At 63.6% G+C, this 20,313-nt stretch carries 15 protein-coding genes and 1 tRNA gene; 13 read left to right on the top strand and 3 right to left on the bottom strand.

Translation table 11 applies throughout. The annotated features are described in order from the left end of the window. The first annotated feature begins 60 nt into the window (after positions 1-60). The 4 genes from pyk to K323_RS0109790 all read left to right on the top strand — a co-directional run bounded on the left by pyk (position 61) and on the right by K323_RS0109790 (position 4,735). Complete coding sequence (gene pyk / locus K323_RS0109805) at positions 61-1,506, top strand: pyruvate kinase (protein ID WP_022885110.1); 1,446 nt, start codon at positions 61-63, stop codon at positions 1,504-1,506. Between the two features lie 143 nt (positions 1,507-1,649). Further along, positions 1,650-2,831, top strand: coding sequence for a LolA family protein (locus tag K323_RS0109800; protein ID WP_022885109.1), 1,182 nt, complete (start codon positions 1,650-1,652; stop codon positions 2,829-2,831). 25 nt (positions 2,832-2,856) lie between these two features. Continuing rightward, complete coding sequence (locus K323_RS0109795; RefSeq protein ID WP_022885108.1) at positions 2,857-3,840, top strand: ABC transporter ATP-binding protein; 984 nt, start codon at positions 2,857-2,859, stop codon at positions 3,838-3,840. A 64-nt stretch (positions 3,841-3,904) separates the two neighbouring features. Beyond that, the gene (locus K323_RS0109790; protein WP_022885107.1) at positions 3,905-4,735 is read left to right on the top strand and encodes an ABC transporter permease; all 831 of its coding nucleotides are present in this window, start codon (positions 3,905-3,907) and stop codon (positions 4,733-4,735) included. Positions 4,736-4,746: 11 nt separating this feature from the next. Here K323_RS0109790 and K323_RS0109785 read toward each other — a convergent pair. After that, a tRNA-Leu gene (locus K323_RS0109785) sits at positions 4,747-4,832 on the bottom strand. Between the two features lie 38 nt (positions 4,833-4,870). Here K323_RS0109785 and K323_RS0109780 point away from each other — a divergent pair. Further along, on the top strand, positions 4,871-5,476 hold the full coding sequence (locus K323_RS0109780; RefSeq protein WP_022885106.1) for an ANTAR domain-containing response regulator: 606 nt from the start codon (positions 4,871-4,873) through the stop codon (positions 5,474-5,476). 176 nt (positions 5,477-5,652) lie between these two features. Here K323_RS0109780 and K323_RS0109775 read toward each other — a convergent pair whose 3' ends face one another. Then, complete coding sequence (locus K323_RS0109775; protein ID WP_022885105.1) at positions 5,653-6,078, bottom strand: hotdog fold thioesterase; 426 nt, start codon at positions 6,076-6,078, stop codon at positions 5,653-5,655. Positions 6,079-6,150: 72 nt separating this feature from the next. On the opposite strand from K323_RS0109775, the gene polA reads away from it, so the two are divergent. The 5 genes from polA to rpsA all read left to right on the top strand — a co-directional run bounded on the left by polA (position 6,151) and on the right by rpsA (position 13,788). Next, positions 6,151-8,832: a DNA polymerase I gene (polA, locus tag K323_RS0109770; RefSeq protein ID WP_026851489.1), complete on the top strand. Its 2,682-nt coding sequence runs from the start codon at positions 6,151-6,153 to the stop codon at positions 8,830-8,832. A gap of 46 nt (positions 8,833-8,878) precedes the next feature. Beyond that, the gene (locus K323_RS0109765) at positions 8,879-10,555 is read left to right on the top strand and encodes a DUF885 domain-containing protein (RefSeq protein WP_022885103.1); all 1,677 of its coding nucleotides are present in this window, start codon (positions 8,879-8,881) and stop codon (positions 10,553-10,555) included. After that, a complete protein-coding gene (locus tag K323_RS0109760; RefSeq protein ID WP_084697151.1) occupies positions 10,471-11,193 on the top strand; it encodes a DUF4166 domain-containing protein in 723 nt (240 codons plus the stop codon). Before K323_RS0109765 ends, K323_RS0109760 begins: the two co-directional genes overlap by 85 nt. Beyond that, positions 11,190-12,167, top strand: coding sequence for an epimerase (locus tag K323_RS0109755; protein WP_022885101.1), 978 nt, complete (start codon positions 11,190-11,192; stop codon positions 12,165-12,167). The genes K323_RS0109760 and K323_RS0109755 overlap by 4 nt, the downstream gene beginning before the upstream one ends. Before the next feature lie 160 nt (positions 12,168-12,327). After that, complete coding sequence (rpsA, locus tag K323_RS0109750) at positions 12,328-13,788, top strand: 30S ribosomal protein S1 (RefSeq protein WP_022885100.1); 1,461 nt, start codon at positions 12,328-12,330, stop codon at positions 13,786-13,788. Between the two features lie 95 nt (positions 13,789-13,883). On the opposite strand, the gene K323_RS0109745 is transcribed toward rpsA, so the two are convergent. After that, positions 13,884-14,525 (bottom strand): DUF4126 domain-containing protein, encoded by a 642-nt coding sequence (locus K323_RS0109745; protein WP_022885099.1) that lies wholly within the window; start codon positions 14,523-14,525, stop codon positions 13,884-13,886. A 113-nt stretch (positions 14,526-14,638) separates the two neighbouring features. Between K323_RS0109745 and coaE the strand changes: the two genes are divergently transcribed. The 3 genes from coaE to uvrA all read left to right on the top strand — a co-directional run bounded on the left by coaE (position 14,639) and on the right by uvrA (position 20,309). Further along, complete coding sequence (coaE, locus tag K323_RS25280; RefSeq protein WP_022885098.1) at positions 14,639-15,268, top strand: dephospho-CoA kinase; 630 nt, start codon at positions 14,639-14,641, stop codon at positions 15,266-15,268. Positions 15,269-15,277: 9 nt separating this feature from the next. After that, positions 15,278-17,344 carry an excinuclease ABC subunit UvrB gene (gene uvrB, locus K323_RS0109735; RefSeq protein ID WP_022885097.1) on the top strand — a complete coding sequence of 689 codons (2,067 nt, stop codon included), beginning with the start codon at positions 15,278-15,280 and terminating at the stop codon, positions 17,342-17,344. A gap of 97 nt (positions 17,345-17,441) precedes the next feature. Beyond that, positions 17,442-20,309: an excinuclease ABC subunit UvrA gene (uvrA, locus tag K323_RS0109730; RefSeq protein ID WP_022885096.1), complete on the top strand. Its 2,868-nt coding sequence runs from the start codon at positions 17,442-17,444 to the stop codon at positions 20,307-20,309. Positions 20,310-20,313 lie beyond the last annotated feature (4 nt).

Here is a 20,313-nt window from a genome sequence, read left to right as displayed (position 1 = left end):
GTGCCAAGCCAGAAAAGCCCCAATGCGCCATTCCGGCGCGGAAACCGGAGATCCATCAGTATGAGACGCGCGAAAATCGTCGCCACCCTCGGGCCGTCGGCCTCGAGCTATGAGCAGATCCGGGCACTCATCGATGCCGGTGTCGATGTCTGTCGGATGAACCTCAGCCACGGCAGCTACGACGTGCACGAGGGTGTCTACGCAAACGTCAGAAAGGCCGCGAACGATTCCGGCCGCGCCGTCGCAGTGATGGTCGACCTGCAGGGGCCGAAGATCCGGCTCGGAAAGTTCGAGGGCGGCCCGTACGATCTGGCCGTCGGCGACATCTTCAAGATCACGACGGAAGACGTCGTCGGAACCAAGGAACTCTCCGGAACCACGTACAAGGGGCTTCCGCAGGATGTGAACCCTGGTGACTTCCTGCTCATCGACGATGGCAAGGTCAAGGTCGAAGTCACCTCGAGCGACGACACCGTCGTCACCACCAAGGTGATCGTGGCCGGTGCCGTCTCGAACAACAAGGGAATCAACCTGCCCGGTGTTGCGGTCAACGTGCCCGCGCTGTCCGAGAAGGATGAGGACGACCTGCGCTGGGGCCTGAAACTCGGCGCTGACCTGATCGCGCTGTCGTTCGTGCGGAACGCCGTCGACGTGAAGCGGGTTCACGAGATCATGGCGGAAGAAGGGCGCCGCGTACCGGTGATCGCGAAGATCGAGAAGCCGCAGGCCGTCGATCACCTCGAAGAGATCGTTGACGCGTTCGACGCGATCATGGTCGCCCGCGGTGACCTGGGTGTCGAACTCCCGCTCGAGGCGGTGCCGATCGTGCAGAAGCAGGCTGTTGAGCTCGCGCGCAGGATGGCGAAGCCGGTGATCGTCGCGACGCAGATGCTCGAGTCGATGATCCACAGCCCGGTTCCGACGCGTGCCGAGACTTCCGACGTCGCCAATGCCGTGCTCGACGGTGCGGATGCCGTCATGCTGAGTGGCGAGACCAGCGTTGGCGAGTATCCGGTCGTCACGGTGCAGACCATGGCTCGCATCGTCGACTCGACCGAGATCCACGGTCTCGACCGCATCCTGCCACTGACGACGAAACCGCGTACACAGGGCGGGGCGATCACTCTCGCCGCGACCGAGATCGCGGACTTCGTCGAAGCGAAGTTCCTCTGCATCTTCACGGAGTCCGGTGACTCGGCGCGCCGGATGGCCCGACTGCGTGCGAATATCCCGATGCTCGCGTTCACGCCTGACCCGGCGATCCGTCGGCGCCTGGCGCTCTCGTGGGGTGTGCAGACATATCTGGTCGATCCGGTGACCCACACTGACTCCATGTTCGGACAGGTTGACGACATCCTGCTTGGCCAGGGGCTGGCCGAGGTCGGCGATAAGGTCGTGGTGATCTCCGGTTCTCCTCCCGGGATCGTCGGCTCCACCAACGACATCCGGGTGCACAGGGTCGGAGACGCGCACAATGAGGTCGCCCCCGCGTACGCCAGGAAGTAGGAGGCTCAGCGCCCCGCTGCTCGCCGCTGCGCCCCGCTGCTCGCCGGGAGCGGCGGGGCACGTTCGCACGGCTGGCGCACTCTCACACGGAGTTCGCAGCTACCACCTGTGCGTGCGACATGTTGCAGGTGTAGCGTCATTTCATGGCATCGCTGACCCCGACATCTCGAAACTGGCTTCGCTGGTTGCCTGCCGCTGTCGTCCCGGCGGTCATTGCCGTCGGCGTCATCGTGCTGCCCAGCCAGGCAGGCGCTGCAGTCGACCTTCCGGACAAGTCACCGGAAGAGATCCTTCAGCTGGTCGGCGAGAGTTCGGTGGATGCCCTTTCCGGCACGCTCTCGCAGTCGTCGAACCTCGGCCTTCCCGAGCTTCCGTCGGGTGGTTCGTCCGCAACAGCAGGGGTGGCGTCGATGCTGGGGCTGCTGACCGGATCCCACTCCACCCGGGTCTTTCTTGACGGACCGTCGAAGCTGCGCCTCCAGGTACTCGACGACCTGGCCGAGCGCGACCTGATCCGCAACGGGAACGACGTCTGGCTCTACGACTCATCGGAGAACGCGGCTACCCGGGTGACGATTCCCGACCGGGACGTCGACGATGGCGTGCCTCCCTCGCCCAGCCCTGAAGCGCCCAGCCCGGAATCGCACAGCCCTGAAGCGTATGGGACTGGCAGCGTACAGACACCGGCACAGCTCGCAGAGAAGTTCCTGGGCGAGATCGACTCCAGCACCGTGGTGACGGTCGGCACCGACGACAGGGTCGCCGGTCGCGAGGTGTACACCCTGGTGCTCACGCCCCGCTCGGACGACACCCTGGTCGGGTCAGTCTCGATGGCAGTGGATGCCGCAACCGGCCTCCCGCTGCGCGTCGCGGTACAGGCACGTGGCGAAACCGAGCCGGCCTTCGAGCTCGGCTTCACCGAGCTCAGCCTCGACACTCCTGGTGCGGAGTTGTTTGCCTTCACACCACCGCCGGGCGCAACGGTCGAAGAGCAGGAACTCCCTGCACATGACGACCTAGCACACGAAAACCCAGCACACGAAAACTCAGCACACGATCCAGCCGGAACGTCGGGCGAGCAAAGCATGCACCAGCCGGTTGTCTCAGGCACTGGCTGGGCATCCGTTATCGAACTGGCGGCCGGCACCGTATCGGGCGAACTGGCTGCTTCGCCACTGCTGACCCAGCTTGGTCAGGCCGTGAATGGCGGAATGTTGCTTTCCAGCTCGCTGGTCAACGTCTTGGTGACCGATGACGGCCGGGTCTTCGCCGGCGCGGTCGCGGCCGATCAGCTCCAGGCCGCCGCCACCGCGAGTGTCGGCTGAGCCGCCTGGCCCCTGGCCGGGCGACGTGACTCGGTCAGCTGGAGACCTGGCTATAGAAACGCGCGGGCTGACGAAGCGGTTCGGACACCAGGCCGCAGTCGACCAGATCGATCTTGCGGTTCCGCGCGGATCCGTCTTCGGGTTTCTCGGCCCGAACGGCTCTGGCAAGACCACCACCATCCGGATGCTGCTCGGACTCGCGTCTGCGTCCAGCGGTCAGATTCGGGTTCTCGGCAGCGAGATGCCCAGCGAGTTCCACGATGTCCTGCCGCGAGTGGGTGCCTTGGTCGAAGGGCCCGCGTTCTACCCGTTCCTGTCTGGAGCAGCGAACCTGCACAGGCTCGACACGGCGGATCGCCAGGCCCCTTCTGCGACCCGCGACGCTCGCGTCGCCGAATCCCTCGAACGGGTCGGACTGGCGCACGCGGCAGGCAAGAGGGTGGGGGCATACTCCCTCGGTATGAAACAGCGGCTGGGCATCGCGAATGCCATTCTCAGACCCCGTGAGCTGCTGATGCTCGACGAACCCACCAATGGTCTCGACCCGCAGGGAACCAGGGAAGTGCGCAGCCTCATCCGTTCACTGTCCGGCGACGGCACAACGGTATTCGTCTCCAGTCATCTGCTGGCCGAGATCGAGCAGATCTGTACCCATGCGGCCGTGATGAGCACCGGTCGCCTGGTGGCGCAGGGAACCATCGATCAGTTGCGCAGCAGGGGCGAGACACGAGTGCGCGTGCGAACACCGGATCTCCCCAGCGCACGGGTCGTTCTGGGCAGCCTGGGGCTCAGCGTCGATGAGGTCGCGCGAGAACGCGGGGAGCAGATCCGCTCTGGTGAGGACGAATTCGTCACTGCGGCGGTCGGCGTGCTGGACGTGAGGGCGGAGGACATCGTCGCGGCCCTGGTGGCCGGTGGCGTGCGCGTTCGTGGATTCGTCGTCGACGAGGGAAGCCTCGAAGACCAATTTGTGGCACTCACCGGGGAAGGATTCGACGTTGCCGGATAGTGCGGGAGAGCTAGACAAGGCTACGGCGCGACAGTCCGGCAACTGGGCGACGGGCACCGGACGCGTGGCGCGGCATTCCGTCGGTCTCGCCCTGTTCGTCTCAGAACTGAGCGTGCTTTATCGTCGCCGGCGAACGTGGGCGATGCTGGCGGCGTTGGCCGCTGTTCCGATCCTGATCGCCGTTGCCGTGCGGGTGACGAATTCGACGCGCCAGAGCGGGCGGGGTCCGCAGTTCCTCGACCAAATCACCCAGAACGGTCTCTTTGTGGCGGTCACGGCGCTTGTGGTGTCGATTCCGCTGTTCCTGCCCCTGACGGTCGGCGTGGTGGCGGGGGACACGATCGCGGGCGAAGCCAGTCACGGCACATTGCGGTACCTGCTTGTCGCCCCCGCCGGGCGGGTGCGATTGCTTATCGTCAAGTACGTCGGGGCCGCCGCGTTCTGTGTCTGCGCCACCCTGGTCGTTGTGGTTACCGGTGTCGGTATCGGTCTCGCCCTGTTTCCTGTCGGTCCGGTGACGTTGTTGTCGGGTGACACTATCGGCTTCAGCGAGTCGATTGTCCGCTTGTTGCTGATTACCGCGTTCGTGACCGTGTCCCTGCTTGGGCTGTCCGCCATCGGCCTGTTCATCTCGACGCTGACAGACGTACCCGTCGGCGCGATGGCCGCCACCATCGTCCTGTCCGTGGTGTCGCAGGTACTCGGTGCGCTGCCCCAACTGGACTGGCTGCATCCGTGGCTGTTCAGTCATTACTGGCTCAGCTTCGCCGACCTGCTCAGGCAGCCGATTGCCTGGGAGTCCTTCGGCGCGAACGCGCTCCTGCAACTCGGTTACATCGCCGTCTTCGGGGCACTGGCCTATGGGCGCTTCCTCACCCGGGATGTGCTCTCTTAATACCATTTTCGTGGTGCCGGTGGTGGGACTTGAACCCACACGTCCTTTCGAACAAAGCATTTTGAGTGCTCCGCGTCTGCCATTCCGCCACACCGGCTCACAACACCTGCATCAGAATACCGTAGGCTTTTAGGCGTGACCGACCAAGACACCACCCCCATCCCTCCGCGCCGCGTTGTTGTCGCCGAGGATGAATCCCTGATCCGACTCGACATCGTCGAAATACTCCGTGACAACGGGTTCGAGGTGGTTGGCGAGGCCGGAGACGGCGAAACCGCCGTCGCCCTGGCCAGGGAGCTGCGCCCCGACCTCGTCATCATGGACGTGAAGATGCCGAAGCTCGACGGCATCAGCGCCGCAGAGAAGCTGTCGAAGGATCACATCGCACCCGTCGTCCTGCTGACGGCATTCAGCCAGAAGGAGCTCGTAGAGCGGGCGACAGAGGCCGGAGCCCTGGCCTACGTCGTCAAGCCGTTCACGCCGAACGACCTGCTTCCCGCGATTGAGATCGCCCTCTCGCGCTACAGCCAGATCATCACCCTCGAGGCCGAGGTCGCCGACCTGGTCGAGCGTTTCGAGACCCGCAAGCTCGTCGACAGGGCCAAAGGCCTGCTGAACGAGAAGATGGGCCTCACCGAGCCGGAGGCGTTCCGCTGGATTCAGAAGGCGTCGATGGACCGCCGCCTCACGATGCACGATGTCGCCCAGGCGATCATCGAGCAACTCTCAGCCAAGAAGTAGCGCGACGCCAGAGCCCGCGTCGCACCGCCCGTACCCGGCCACAATCGCCGTTTCTGTCCAGTGTCGCCGCTCCTACGGCGATTCCCGGCGGGAACGGCGATTCTCGCGTTAGGGGGGGCCGTCCGACGGATGCTGCCGGGCAGGCCAGGACCGCAGCAGGCCAGGACCGCAGCAGACTAGGCCTGCTTCGGCAGGTCCTTGATCAGGTTCGTGATGCGAATTGTCGAACAGCGGCGACCCTGATCGTCTGTGACGACGATCTCGTGTGTCGCCAGCGTGCGTCCGAGGTGGATGGGCGTGCAGATGCCGGTCACGACACCGGATGTCGCAGAGCGCGTATGCGTCGCGTTGATCTCGATTCCGACGGCCAGCTTGCCGATCCCCGCGTGCAGGTTGGCGGCCATCGAACCGAGTGACTCGCCGAGGACGACATAGGCTCCGCCGTGCAGCAGCATCGCCGGCTGGGTGTTGCCGTCGACCGGCATCGTGGCGACGGCCCGCTCCACCGAGAATTCGGTGAACTCGATGCCCATCTTGTCTGCGAGAGCCCCGGCACCGCGTTTCTGCACCCAGGCCAGGGCATCTTCGGTCTGCTCGATCATGGTCACCTTTGCGCTCTGGCCGGTGCCCGGCCGCGCTCCGTGAGTGTCGGGAGACGCTTGTAGGCTGGGGCTGTGTCGGACTCCAAAAAGCCTACCCTGATGATCATCGATGGCCACTCACTGGCGTTTCGGGCGTTCTACGCCCTGCCCATTGACAGCTTCCAAACCCGTGACGGACAACACACGAACGCCATACACGGCTTCTTGTCGATGTTGTTGCTGCTGCTGAAGAACGAGAAGCCGACGCACCTCGCCGTCGCCTTCGACATCTCTCGCGCGTCGTTCCGTACCAGGGAGTATCCGGCATACAAAGGAACTCGAAACGAGACGCCGTCAGAGTTCATCGGTCAGATCCCGCTGCTGCAGGAGGCCCTGGCCGCGATGAACATCCCGACGATCACCAAAGAAGATTACGAGGCAGACGACATCCTCGCGACGCTCTCCGTTCGCGGAGTCGCGGCCGGCTACGACGTACTGGTGGTGTCAGGTGACCGCGACGCCATCCAGTTGGTCAACGATGACGTCACCCTGCTCTACCCGTCCAGCCAGGGAGTCTCCTCCCTCACCAGGTACGACCCGGCGCGGGTGCGCGAGCGATACGGCATCGATCCGCACCAGTACCCAGACATCGCAGCACTGGTCGGCGAAACCAGTGACAACCTGATCGGCATCTCCAAGGTCGGAGAGAAGACGGCCGTGAAGTGGATCGGTCTCTATGGCAGTCTCGACGGCATCCTCGAACACGCAGAGGAGATCAAGGGCGTTGTCGGCAACAATCTCCGCGAACAGAAAGAGAACGCCATCCGCAACCGGCGCCTCAACCGATTGGTGACGGATGTCGAACTGGCGGTCGAGCTCGACTCTCTCGAACGCGGGAGCATCAACCAGCAATCCGTGCGCGACGTGTTCGCCAGGCTCGAGTTCAAGAGCCTCCTCGACCGGGTGATCAAGCTCGAGGGCGCCGATGGTGCTGCCGCAGACGCTGTCATTGAGACCGCGGCAGAGCTTCGGGCAGACAGCCCGAAGGCACCGACTGCGCAGAACCTGCTCGACGAGGAACTCGCGGGATGGATCACCCGGCAAACGGTGGCGTCTCCAGAAGGACTCGGCCTGACCGTTGAAGTTCTTGACGGCAAGGCGATCGGTTTCGGAATGTCTGGCCCGACCGAATCGGTGTCGCTGCCCTGGCAGGCCGGACGCGCCGACTACGCGCCATTTGAAGCGTGGCTTGCCAGCGACGCGCCCAAGATCATGCACGACGCCAAGGGCCAGCTCAAAGCCTTGAAACGCAGCGGACTCGCTTTCTCGGGCCTGGCCGTTGACACGCTGGTCGCCGCCTGGCTGCTCCGCCCGGGTGGGCCTGACAAGATTCTCGCCGACCTGGTCGACCGCTACCTCGACGAAACTCTCCCCGTGCACGATGAGAATCAGTTGCTGCCAGACGAGTCGTCTGGTTCCGGCGTGCCTGTGCAGGCCTGGTACACGCTCCGGGCAGCTGCGGCGATCATTGCGATGCTCGATGACGGCTCGCGCCGGGTGCTCACCGACATCGAAATGCCGACCTTGCTCGTACTGGTCGATATGGAACTCGCCGGCGTCGCCGTGTCCCATGCCGAGCTGTCTGCCCTCTCCGCTCAATTGGGCGAAAGCGCGGCGTCCCTTGCAGCCAGTGCATACGCCGAAATCGGCCGCGAGGTGAACCTCGGCTCTCCGAAACAACTGCAGGAAGTTCTGTTCGACCAGCTCGGAATGCCGAAGACGCGCGCGAACAAGACCGGGTATTCAACGGATGCCGGTGCTCTCGCCGACCTGCAGGCCAGCAACCCGCATCCGTTCCTCGGTCTTCTCTTGCAGCACCGCGATGCCACCAAACTGCGGCAGATCGTCGAGACCCTCGACAAGTCCATCGATACAACCGGCCGGATCCACACCAACTACATGCAGATCGGCACAACCACCGGCCGCATCTCGTCGAATGATCCGAATCTCCAAAACATCCCGATTCGCACGGAGGAGGGCCGGCGCATCCGCGCGGCCTTCCATGCCGGTGAGGGTGCCGAGACGCTCCTCACAGCCGACTACTCCCAGATCGAAATGCGCATCATGGCGCACCTCTCTGAGGATGCCGGCCTGATCGAGGCGTTCAACGCGGGAGAAGACCTGCACCGGTTTGTCGGTGCACGCATTTTCGGGGTGACGCCTGAAGAGGTGACCAACGAGATGCGCAGCAAGGTCAAGGCGATGTCGTACGGTCTGGCTTACGGCCTGAGCGCTTTCGGACTCTCCAAGCAGTTGCGCATTCCGAGTGCAGAGGCCAAGCAACTGATGACGGACTACTTCGCCCGTTTCGGCGCGGTGCGCGACTATCTGCGTCATGTCGTCGAGCAGGCCAAGGTCGACGGATACACCGAGACGATCTGCGGCAGGCGGCGGCCGTTCCCCGACCTGAACAGCCCCAACCGGGTGCTGAGGGACAACGCGGAGCGAGCTGCCCTCAACGCGCCCATCCAGGGCTCGGCAGCCGACATCATGAAGTTCGCGATGATCGGTATCGCTGCCGACGTCAGCGAACAGAACCTCGAATCGCAGATGCTGCTCCAGGTGCACGACGAACTGATCTTTGACGTTGCGCCAGGGGAGTGGGATGCGTTGACGGGGATCGTCACGCATCGAATGTCTTCGGCCGCCGACCTCCTTGTTCCGCTGGACGTGCAGCTCGGCCGTGGCGCGAACTGGGACGCTGCGGCGCACTGAGCCGGTGCTCTGGCAGCACGGGTTTCCTGTGCCATAGGCTCAGACGATGACAGAGCACCTGCAGCGCACACCGACCGCGATCGACCAGATTGCTGAAAACTGGGTCGACACCCTGGTCGAACTCGACCCGACGGTGGGCACGTACATCGGCCGTACGGCCGGCGATGGCCGGTTCGGCGACTATTCTCCGCCCGGCCACGAGCGGTTCATCGCCGAAGCGGCAAAGGTCATCGCACAACTCGATGCCGCCACCGCAGCCGACGAAGTGGATGCGGTCACCAAGACCGACCTCCGTAGCGATCTCGCCCTCGAGGTGGAAAGCTCAGAGGCCGGCCTGTACCTGCGGGACCTGAACGTGATCGCCTCGCCTGCCCAGGGCATCCGTGAGATCTTCGACCTGATGCCCACCGCGACTGTTGACGACTGGGAGAAGATCTCGTCACGACTAGGCAGCGTGCCTGAAGCAATCGATGGCTACATCGAAACTCTCAGGCTCGGCATCGAAAGAGGCGTCACGCCAGCCAGGCGCCAGGTTCGGGAGGTGCTGGAGCAGGCCAGGCGGCACTCGGCGAACGATGGGTTCTTCAACGCTTTCGTCGCAGACGCGACCCTCCGTGAGGGGAGTCTGCCCGCGTCGCTTGCCACCGACCTGTCTACCGCAGCCCGCAGCTCGGCAGCTGCGTACGCCACCCTGGCCGAGTTCTTCGAGAATGAACTCGACGAGGCGGCCACCGACCAGGACGCCGTCGGGCGTGAGCTGTACGCACTGCAATCGCGCCGGTTCCTCGGCGCAACCATCGACCTCGACGAGACCTACGAATGGGGCGTCGAAGAGCTTCGGCGCATGGTCGCGGAGCAGGAGAGCATCGCCGACCAGATCAAGCCGGGCGCGTCCGTCGAAGAAGCCATTGCCTTCCTCGACACCGACCCCAGCCGCAAGCTGCACGGCACCGACGCGCTCCAGAAATGGATGCAGGAGACCAGCGATCGCGCCGTCGCCGAGCTTTCGGAGACCCAGTTCGACATTCCAGACGAGATCCGCGCCCTCGAGTGCCTGATCGCGCCGACGCAAGAAGGCGGGATCTACTACACCGGCCCGACCGATGACTTCTCCCGCCCCGGCCGCATGTGGTGGTCTGTGCCGGTGGGCATCACCGAGTTCGACACCTGGCGCGAACTGACAACCGTGTACCACGAGGGCGTGCCAGGCCATCACCTGCAGATCGGGCAGGCCGTCTACAACCGCGCCAAGCTCAATACCTGGCGACGCCAGCTGGCCGGCACCTCAGGCCACGCGGAGGGCTGGGCCCTGTACGCCGAGCGCCTGATGGAACAACTCGGCTACCTCGACGACCCGGCAGACCGCCTCGGCATGCTCGACGGCCAGCGGATGCGTGCGGCCCGCGTCGTGCTCGACATCGGTGTGCACCTGCAGAAGCAGCAGCCCGACGGATCGGGGCCGTGGACGGCAGACTACGCCTTCGACTTCCTGCGTCAGAACGTCAACATGAACGACAGCTTCGTGAAGTTCGAGGTCAACCGTTACCTCGGCTGGCCTGGGCAGGCGCCGTCGTACAAGGTCGGCCAGCGCATCTGGGAGCAACTGCGCGACACCTACCGGGAGCGCGAGGGTGAGGCATTCTCGATCAAGGAGTTCCACCGCAAGGCACTCGATCTCGGCGGAGTCGGACTCGACACGCTGAAGTCCGCGTTGCTGGGTTAGGCATCACCGTCACGCACTCGCCGTACCAGGTTGCCTTCGGCGACATTCTCGCGCGCCTCCATCCGCGGCTCTCGGCCTATTTCTCCGCCATACCGACCGGTCATCACGGTTACGGCACGGGCACGTTCACGGTGGCGGGTTGTCCCCGGCGCTGGTTGCGGCCGCTCCTGGCGTTTGTCGTGCCATCGGACGTGATGTTTCCGGTCTGGGAGCGGAATGTGCCGTTCACCGTGGTCAACGTGCCGCGCGTCGACCAGGAGGCGCTGGTGGCAGTGGGCGCGGTTCGCCGGTTCCAATTCAGCACCGGCGAGCGAGCCATGGCTGATGCGATCACGGCGACCCCGGCGGGGCTTGTCGACTTTCTGGGCGCCGGTCGGCACCTTGAGGTCGCACTGACGGCATCCGTCGCCGATGGCGCACTGAAGCTGGAGTCGACCGGCGTGACAGTGCGCCTTGGCCGAATGGGCATCCGTCTTCCGCGCCCGGTAGCGCCACGCGTGCACCTCACCGAGCGGTTTGACGACGTCTCCGACCGCCAGTGGGTGGAACTGAGAATCACGGTGCCGTTGATCGGCATCGTCTATGAGTATGTCGGCTCGTTCCGTTACGAGATCCGGCCGGGGGAGGACAAATCGTGAACACACGCATCGTGAGCCAGCGTGTTGTGATCGCCGGGGCGTCCGGATTCATCGGGCAGTACCTGGCACGGGCGTTCCGGGCCGAGGGCAGAAAGGTCAGCCTCATCGGCCGAAGCGGCCCGGATGCCGCGTGGGGCGACACCACCGCAATCACGAGACTCCTTGATGGTGCCGACCTGCTCGTGAACCTGGCCGGCAAAAGCGTCAACTGTCGGTACAACCCGGCTAATCGCGCCGAGATCCTCCGCTCACGCATCGAGACGACCAGGGAGCTGTCGACGGCCATTCGCGCCTGCGCGGTGCCTCCTGCCCTCTGGGTGAACTCATCGACGGCCACGATCTACCGGCACGCCGAAGACCGGCCGATGACGGAGGATGGCGGTGAGATCGGCACCGGTTTCTCTGTAGACATCGCCCAGAGCTGGGAGAGGGAGTTTTTCGCCGACGAGCTGCCAGGCACCAGGCGGGTGGCACTGCGCATGGCGATCGTCCTCGGCAATGGCAGCGCACTCATCCCGTTGCTCAGGCTCGCACGCTTCGGTCTCGGCGGCCCGCAACTCGACGGCCGCTGGTTCTCGACCCAGGCGCGGCGTGCGGCAGGCACCTTCCACAAGTTCCGCTCCAGGGGCGGGCGCCAGAAGTTCAGCTGGATCCATGTCGCCGACGTTCACGGCATCATCCGTTTCCTGGAGGAAAGGTCCGACCTGCACGGCGTTGTCAACGCGGCGGCACCGAACCCGGTGGACAACCGCACGCTGATGAGCATCCTGCGCCGGGTGCTCGGTGTTCGGATCGGGCTGCCGGCGCCTCGATGGATGCTCGAGATCGGCTCCGCCTTGATTCGAACGGAGACCGAACTCGTTCTGAAGAGCCGCTGGGTGGTGCCGGAGCGACTGCTCGCGGCTGGCTACTCCTTCGAATTCGAGGAGCTAGTACCGGCCCTCAGACAGGTCATTCAGGAGCGATCTCACTGATGCGTCACAGGTTGCCGGATCACCGCAGAAACAGCTAAGCTTGAACGTCACGTTTGTGACGTCCTGTCCGCTGCCATCGCGGAGCTCAAAATCTTCATTTTCCGCGCTGGCCTGAACTCTGTGTTGATTTAGCGCACGCCCATACTGGAGCAACTACTACATGACAATCGCAACGACCGACAAGGCACCCAAGCAGGTCGCCATCAACGACATCGGATCTGCTGAAGACTTTCTCGCCGCGGTCGAAAAGACTCTGAAATTCTTCAACGACGGAGACCTCATCGAGGGTACCGTCGTGAAGATCGACCGCGACGAGGTTCTCCTCGACGTCGGCTACAAGACCGAGGGTGTCATTCCCTCCCGCGAACTTTCCATCAAGCACGACGTCGACCCGTCAGAGGTCGTCAAGGTCGGCGACGCGGTTGAGGCCCTTGTCCTCCAGAAGGAAGACAAAGAAGGTCGCCTCATCCTCTCCAAGAAGCGTGCTCAGTACGAGCGTGCGTGGGGTGACGTCGAGAAGATCAAGGAAGAAGACGGTGTTGTCACCGGTTCCGTGATCGAGGTCGTCAAGGGGGGACTCATCGTCGACATCGGACTCCGCGGCTTCCTGCCTGCTTCGCTTATCGAACTGCGCCGCGTGCGCGACCTGACCCCGTACCTGGGCCAGGAGATCGAAGCGAAGATCCTCGAACTCGACAAGAACCGCAACAACGTCGTGCTTTCCCGCCGCGCACTGCTCGAGCAGACGCAGTCCGAGAGCCGTGCGACCTTCCTCAACAACCTCCAGAAGGGACAGGTCCGCAAGGGCATCGTCTCGTCGATCGTCAACTTCGGTGCGTTCGTCGACCTGGGCGGCGTTGACGGACTGGTTCACGTCTCCGAGCTCAGCTGGAAGCACATCGAGCACGCCAGCGAGGTCGTCGAGGTTGGTCAGGAAGTCACCGTCGAGATCCTCGAGGTCGACCTGGACCGCGAGCGTGTCTCCCTGTCGCTCAAGGCGACGCAGGAAGACCCATGGCAGGTCTTCGCCCGCACCCACGCCATCGGGCAGGTTGCACCGGGCAAGGTCACCAAGCTCGTTCCGTTCGGCGCGTTCGTTCGCGTTGCAGAGGGCATCGAGGGCCTGGTGCACATCTCAGAGCTCTCCGGCAAGCACGTCGAGCTCGCAGAGCAGGTCGTCTCGGTCGGTGATGAGGTCTTCGTCAAGGTCATCGACATCGACCTCGAGCGTCGCCGCATCTCGCTGAGCCTCAAGCAGGCCAACGAGGGCGTCGACCCAGAGGGCACCGAGTTCGACCCGGCCCTGTACGGCATGCTCACCGAGTACGACGACCAGGGCAACTACAAGTACCCTGAGGGCTTCGACCCGGAGACCAACGAGTGGCGCGAGGGCTTCGAGACCCAGCGCGAGAAGTGGGAGCAGGACTACGCTGCAGCCCAGGCTCGCTGGGAAGCGCACAAGAAGCAGGTTGCCAGTGCGAACGACGAGATCGTCCCAGTGAGCGAGACCGCAAGTGGCAGCGCCGCAGCCGGATTTGCGAACGACGCCACCGGCGCCGGAACGCTCGCCGACGACGAGGCACTCGCCGCGCTCCGCGAGAAGCTGAGCAGCAGCAACTAGTAACACAGCAGCACACAACACTGAAGGCCGGATCCCACGTGGGTCCGGCCTTCAGCGTGTGTACGCTAGTCCGCTCCGACCGGATGCTGCCCGCGTTATGCAGACCGAGGCGGCTGCGGCATCGAGCCGGGGCTAGGGGGGCTGGAAGCGTCTGTCGCCGGGCGCGCACGACGCCGGAACCTCCGAACCAGTCGGACGACGAAGAAAATCCCGACGGCGATGGCGAGCATGGCCAGAATCGGCACGACGATAGCCAGTACCGAGACGACGATGCTGCCCGCATCTTCAATCGCACTGGCGACAGGAGCGCCGACACCGAGGGTCGCCACGTTGATGACCGGCCGCGCGGTCATCTTGGCCAGGTGTACAGCGAGGGCGATGACGGCGCCGACGACAATCGGCACCCACTGGTTCGAGCTGAAGAATGCCGCAGGGTCTGTGACGGCAACGGTGCTGGCGGTGGACCCAGAGCCGAATGCCAGCCCACCGGCGGCCGGCCGCACGACGGTGTGCACGATGTCGTTGACGGAGTCGAGTCCAGGAATCTTGTCTGCGAAGAACTCGATCACCAGCAGAACGCCGAGCACGAGGAGTACCCACCCGTTCTCGAGCCAGGCCCACCCGGCCGGGAGCGAAACGATATCGGTGAACCGTGCGGTGAGACCGAGAAGCAGCAGAGGGATATACGCATTCAGTCCGGCCGAAACGGCAAGCCCGGCACCGGTCAGGAATTCCACTGGTCAGCCTCCGCTCCTGCAGCCGCTCGGCTCTGCGCTGCTGCCGACGAGTCTGGCATGAATATGGCCACCCGGCGTGGAGGCGGTGATTCGGTGTGGATAGAGTTGACGGCGTGTATTTGATCGGATTGACCGGGGGGATCGCCTCGGGGAAGAGCACCGTGGCCAAGCGACTCGCCGCGCGCGGCGCGGTGCACATCGACGCCGACAGGCTCGCCCGCGAGGTCGTCGAACCGGGCATGCCGGCGCTCGAGACCGTGCGCCGTGAATTCGGTGAAGCGGTGATCAGGGAGGACGGCTCCCTGGATCGTGCCGCCCTCGGAGCGAAGGTCTTCGGCGATTCGGATGCCCTGGCCAGGCTCAATGCAATCGTGCACCCCGCGGTCAAGGAACGCACGGCGGCCCTGTTGCAGGATGCCGCTTCATCAGACCCGCATGCAATCGTCGTCTACGATGTTCCGCTGCTCGTCGAAGCGACGGGGACACTGGACTACGACCTCATCGTCGTCGTCCACGCCAGTGAAGCGACCAGGATCCGCCGGATGACCAGCCTGCGCGGGATGAGTGAAGAGGATGCCGTGCGCCGCATCCGTGCCCAGGCAGCAGACGAGGAACGGCTGGCCGTCGCCGATGTCGTCATCGATACCGACGGGACGATGGAGGCGACCGAACGACAGGTCGATGAACTGTTCCAGCGGGTGGTCACCGAGGCCGGGCGACCGAGTGTCAGTGGGTCTCTTTAGACTGGAGACATGCAAGCAACGCGTTCCGTCCACCCGTTTGAGGTTGTGAGTGAGTACACCCCGAGTGGCGATCAGCCGGCGGCGATCGCCGACCTTGCCGGCCGAATCAACGCGGGCGAAACCGATGTGGTGCTGCTGGGTGCAACCGGAACAGGCAAGTCGGCGACGACGGCGTGGCTCATCGAGGCCGTGCAACGTCCTACTCTCGTGCTCGCGCACAACAAGACTCTCGCGGCTCAGCTGGCGAACGAGTTCCGTGAGCTCATGCCGAACAACGCGGTGGAGTATTTCGTCTCCTACTACGACTACTACCAGCCGGAAGCGTACGTGCCACAGACCGACACCTTCATCGAGAAGGACTCGTCGATCAACGCCGAGGTGGAACGACTGCGTCACTCGACCACCAACTCCCTTCTCAGTCGCCGAGATGTCATCGTGGTGTCCACCGTGTCTTGCATCTACGGCCTCGGCACGCCGGAGGGCTACCTCGAAGCGATGATGGCGTTGCAGGTCGGCCAGAAGATCGATCGGGACTGGCTCATCCGAAAATTCGTCTCGATGCAGTACCAGCGCAACGACGTTGACTTCTCCCGCGGCAATTTTCGGGTGCGTGGTGACACCATCGAGATCATTCCCGTGTATGAAGAACTCGCAATTCGCATTGAGATGTTCGGCGACGAGATCGAGGGGCTGTACAGCCTGCATCCGCTCACCGGCGACATCGTGCGCAAACTCGAAGCCGTCTCGGTGTTTCCCGGGTCGCACTACGTGGCGAGCACCGATGTGATGCATCGCGCGATCGGCACCATCCAGGAGGAACTCGCGGAGCGACTCGGTCAGTTGGAACGCGAGGGTAAGCTCCTCGAAGCCCAGCGCCTGCGCATGCGCACCACCTTTGACCTCGAGATGATGGAACAGATCGGCTTCTGCTCCGGCATCGAGAACTACTCGCGCCACATCGACGGCAGAAATGCCGGTGAGGCGCCGCACTGCCTCCTCGACTATTTCCCAGACGATTTTCTGATGGTCATCGACGAATCGCACGCGACCGTGCCGCAGATCGGCGCCATGTACGAAGGCGATTCCTCACGGAAGCGCACCCTGGTTGAGCACGGCTTCCGCCTGCCGAGCGCGCTCGACAATCGCCCGCTGAAGTTCGGTGAGTTCAAGGACAGGGTCGGGCAGACCGTTTACCTCTCTGCGACTCCGGGCAAGTACGAGATGGGCATCGCCGACGGCGTTGTCGAGCAGATCATCCGCCCGACCGGCCTCATCGACCCCGAGATCGTGGTCAAGCCGACCGAAGGCCAGATCGACGACCTCCTCGAGGAGATCAGGAAGCGCACCGAGCGCAATGAACGCGTGCTGGTGACGACCCTCACAAAGAAGATGGCGGAGGAACTCACCGACTTCTTCACGGAAGCCGGGGTTCGGGTGCGTTACCTGCACTCCGACGTCGACACGCTGCGAAGAGTAGAACTGCTCACCGAGCTTCGGGCCGGCATCTATGACGTACTGGTCGGCATCAACCTTCTCCGTGAAGGACTCGACCTTCCCGAAGTATCACTGGTCGCCATTCTCGACGCAGACAAGGAAGGGTTCCTGCGCTCGGCGACATCGCTGATCCAGACCATCGGCCGAGCCGCCAGAAACGTGTCGGGGCAAGTGCACATGTACGCCGACCGACTGACCCCGTCGATGGCACTGGCGATCGAAGAGACGACCAGGCGGCGAGAGAAGCAGGTCGAGTACAACACACTGAACGGGATCGACCCCACGCCACTCCGCAAGCGGATCGCAGACATCACCGAGGTACTGGCGCGCGAAGGAGCCGACACGGCCGAACTCCTCGCCGGCCGGGATGCTCGCAAGAAGAGCCCGACGCCCAACTTGCGCAGGGAGGGCCTGGCCGCCAACGGGGCGAACGATCTGGAATCGATCATTGCCGACCTCAACTCGCAGATGCTGGAGGCGGCGGGGGAGCTCAAGTTCGAGCTTGCCGCGCGCCTTCGCGACGAAGTCTCCGAATTGAAGCGCGAACTGCGCAACATGGAGCGCGCCGGGCACCTGAACTAGTCTCGTTCCCGGCCGGCGCCGACATTTTCGAACACATGTTCGCTGAGAGCGTGTGTCGACGGTCCGTAGTGTCGCAACTATTCATTAGACTCGACTAGTGTCAGTTTCGAAGGTAGAGTCCGGGTCCAAGCTCAGCGTCCGCGGCGCTCGCGTACATAATCTGCACAACGTCGACCTCGAAATTCCTCGAGATTCCCTCGTGGTCTTTACGGGTCTCTCGGGGTCAGGCAAATCGTCGCTCGCGTTCGACACGATCTTCGCCGAGGGTCAGCGCCGCTACGTTGAATCGCTGTCTGCCTACGCCAGGCAGTTTCTCGGCCAGGTCGATCGCCCCGATGTCGACTTCATCGAGGGTCTGAGCCCAGCGGTCTCCATCGACCAGAAGTCAACCAACCGTAACCCCCGGTCAACCGTTGGCACCATCACCGAGATCTACGACTACATGCGCCTGCTCTGGGCTCGTATCGGAGTCCCACACTGCGCAGTGTGTGGTGAGATCATCCAGTCCCAGACGGTGCAGCAGATCGCCGACCAGCTGATGGAACTCGAGGCCGGCACCAGGTACCAGATCGTCAGTCCCGTGATCTCGCAGAAGAAGGGCGAATTTGTCGATCTCTTCAAGGAGCTTGCGGCCAGCGGGTACTCCCGGGCCATCGTCGACGGCGCCCAGATCCAACTGAATGAACCGCCAACGCTGAAGAAGCAAGTCAAGCACGACATCTCGGTTGTCGTCGACAGGCTGGTCGCCGCTCCTGAAATCCTCAGCCGTCTGACCGACTCTCTGGAGACATCCCTCAAGCTCACCGATGGTCTGGTCAACATCAACTTTGTCGATCAGGAGGGCGAAGAGGCCTGGCAGAGCTACTCCGAGAAGCTGTCGTGCCCGAACAATCACCCGGTGCAGCTCACTGAGATCGAGCCGCGGACCTTTTCGTTCAATGCACCGTTCGGTGCGTGCCCTGAGTGCTCCGGGCTCGGTACCCGTATGTCGGTCGATCAGGATCTTCTCCTTGGCGACCCTGACCTCAGCATCGCGGAAGGGGTTGTTCTGCCGTGGACGACCCAGGGCAAGGGACTGTTTCAGTATTACGAGAAGCTCCTCGAGGGCCTCGCGCGCGACCTGGACTTCTCCCTGGCCACTCCATGGGGAGAGCTCAGTGACGACGTGCAGAACGCGGTCCTCCGGGGTGACAACTTCGAGGTCAGGGTGAAGTGGAAGAATCGCTACGGGCGCGAGATGAGCTATACCTCCGGGTTCGAGGGCGTTGTCCCGTACATCGAGCGCCAGTACCTGCAGGCAGAGAGTGACACGCAGCGGCAACGCTGGGGCGAATACCTCCGCGAAGTTCCGTGCCCGGTGTGCGACGGAAAGCGGCTGAAGCCGGAGGTCCTTGCCGTCCTTATCCACGACGTGAGCATCGCGGATGTCTGTGAGCTCAGCCTCACAGACGCCAGGGGATTCATGGACAAGCTCGAGCTCACGGAGCGCGAACAGGCGATTGCCGCGCAGGTGTTGCGTGAGATCAAAGTTCGCCTCGACTTCCTGCTCAAGGTGGGACTGAACTACCTCAACCTGTCACGGGCCGCCGCGTCACTCTCCGGCGGTGAGGCCCAGCGCATCCGTCTGGCTACGCAGATTGGATCCGGCCTCACCGGTGTTCTCTATGTGCTCGACGAACCGAGCATCGGCCTTCACCAGCGCGACAACCGCCGTCTGATCGAAACCCTGGTCGCCCTCAAGGACCTCGGAAACACGCTCATCGTCGTCGAACACGACGAAGACACCATTCGCACGGCCGACTGGATAGTCGACATCGGCCCTGGCGCCGGTGTCAACGGCGGACGCGTTGTGCACTCGGGCTCATACGCAGACCTCGTGCAGAACAAGAAGTCGCTCACCGGCGACTATCTCTCAGGACGAAAGTCGATCGCCACCCCCAGCACGCGCCGTCCGATCGACCCTGAGCGGGAGATCACCGTGACCGGCGCGCAGGCGAACAATCTCAAGAAGGTTTCTGTCAGTTTTCCCCTCGGCACCTTCACAGCGGTCACGGGTGTCAGCGGCTCCGGAAAGTCGTCTCTGGTCAACGACATTCTGTACCGCGTGCTCGCCAACCGGCTGAACGGTGCGCGAAAGCTCCCTGGCAAGCACACCAGGGTCACCGGGCTCGATCACCTCGACAAGGTCATCCACGTCGACCAGGCACCGATCGGTCGTACACCGCGCTCCAACCCCGCGACTTACACCGGGGTCTTCGACCGCATTCGCACCCTGTTCTCCGAGACGATGGAGGCGAAAGCGCGCGGATATCTGCCTGGCCGCTTCAGTTTCAACGTCAAGGGCGGCCGCTGTGAGGCCTGCTCAGGTGACGGCACCATCAAGATCGAGATGAACTTTCTCCCAGACGTTTATGTCGCCTGCGAGGTGTGCGGGGGAGCCCGTTACAACCGCGACACGCTGTTGATCCACTACAAGGGCAAGAACATCGCCGAAGTGCTCGACATGCCGATCAGTGAGGCGGCCGAGTTCTTTGAGCCGATCTCGGCGATCCACCGCTATCTCAAGACTCTGGTCGAGGTCGGGCTGGGGTATGTGCGACTGGGCCAGAGCGCCACCACTCTCTCCGGTGGCGAGGCGCAGCGGGTGAAGCTCGCGACCGAACTCCAGAGGCGTTCAAACGGCCGGAGCGTCTATGTTCTCGACGAACCCACCACAGGCCTGCACTTCGAGGATGTCCGGAAGCTCTTGCTGGTGCTGAACAGCCTCGTCGACAAGGGCAACACCGTCATCGTGATCGAGCACAACCTCGATGTGATCAAGTCGGCGGACTGGGTCATCGACCTGGGACCGGAAGGTGGTTCAGGTGGCGGCAAGGTGCTCGCGACCGGCACACCGGAGCACCTGGCAACGGTCAGGAAGAGCCACACGGGAACCTTCCTCAAAGAGGTTCTCGCTGCCGGCTGACCCC

The sequence above is a fragment of the Glaciibacter superstes DSM 21135 genome (assembly GCF_000421145.1).
Taxonomy (GTDB): Bacteria; Actinomycetota; Actinomycetes; order Actinomycetales; family Microbacteriaceae; genus Cryobacterium; species Cryobacterium superstes.
This window is presented reverse-complemented; position numbering and strand designations above follow the sequence as displayed.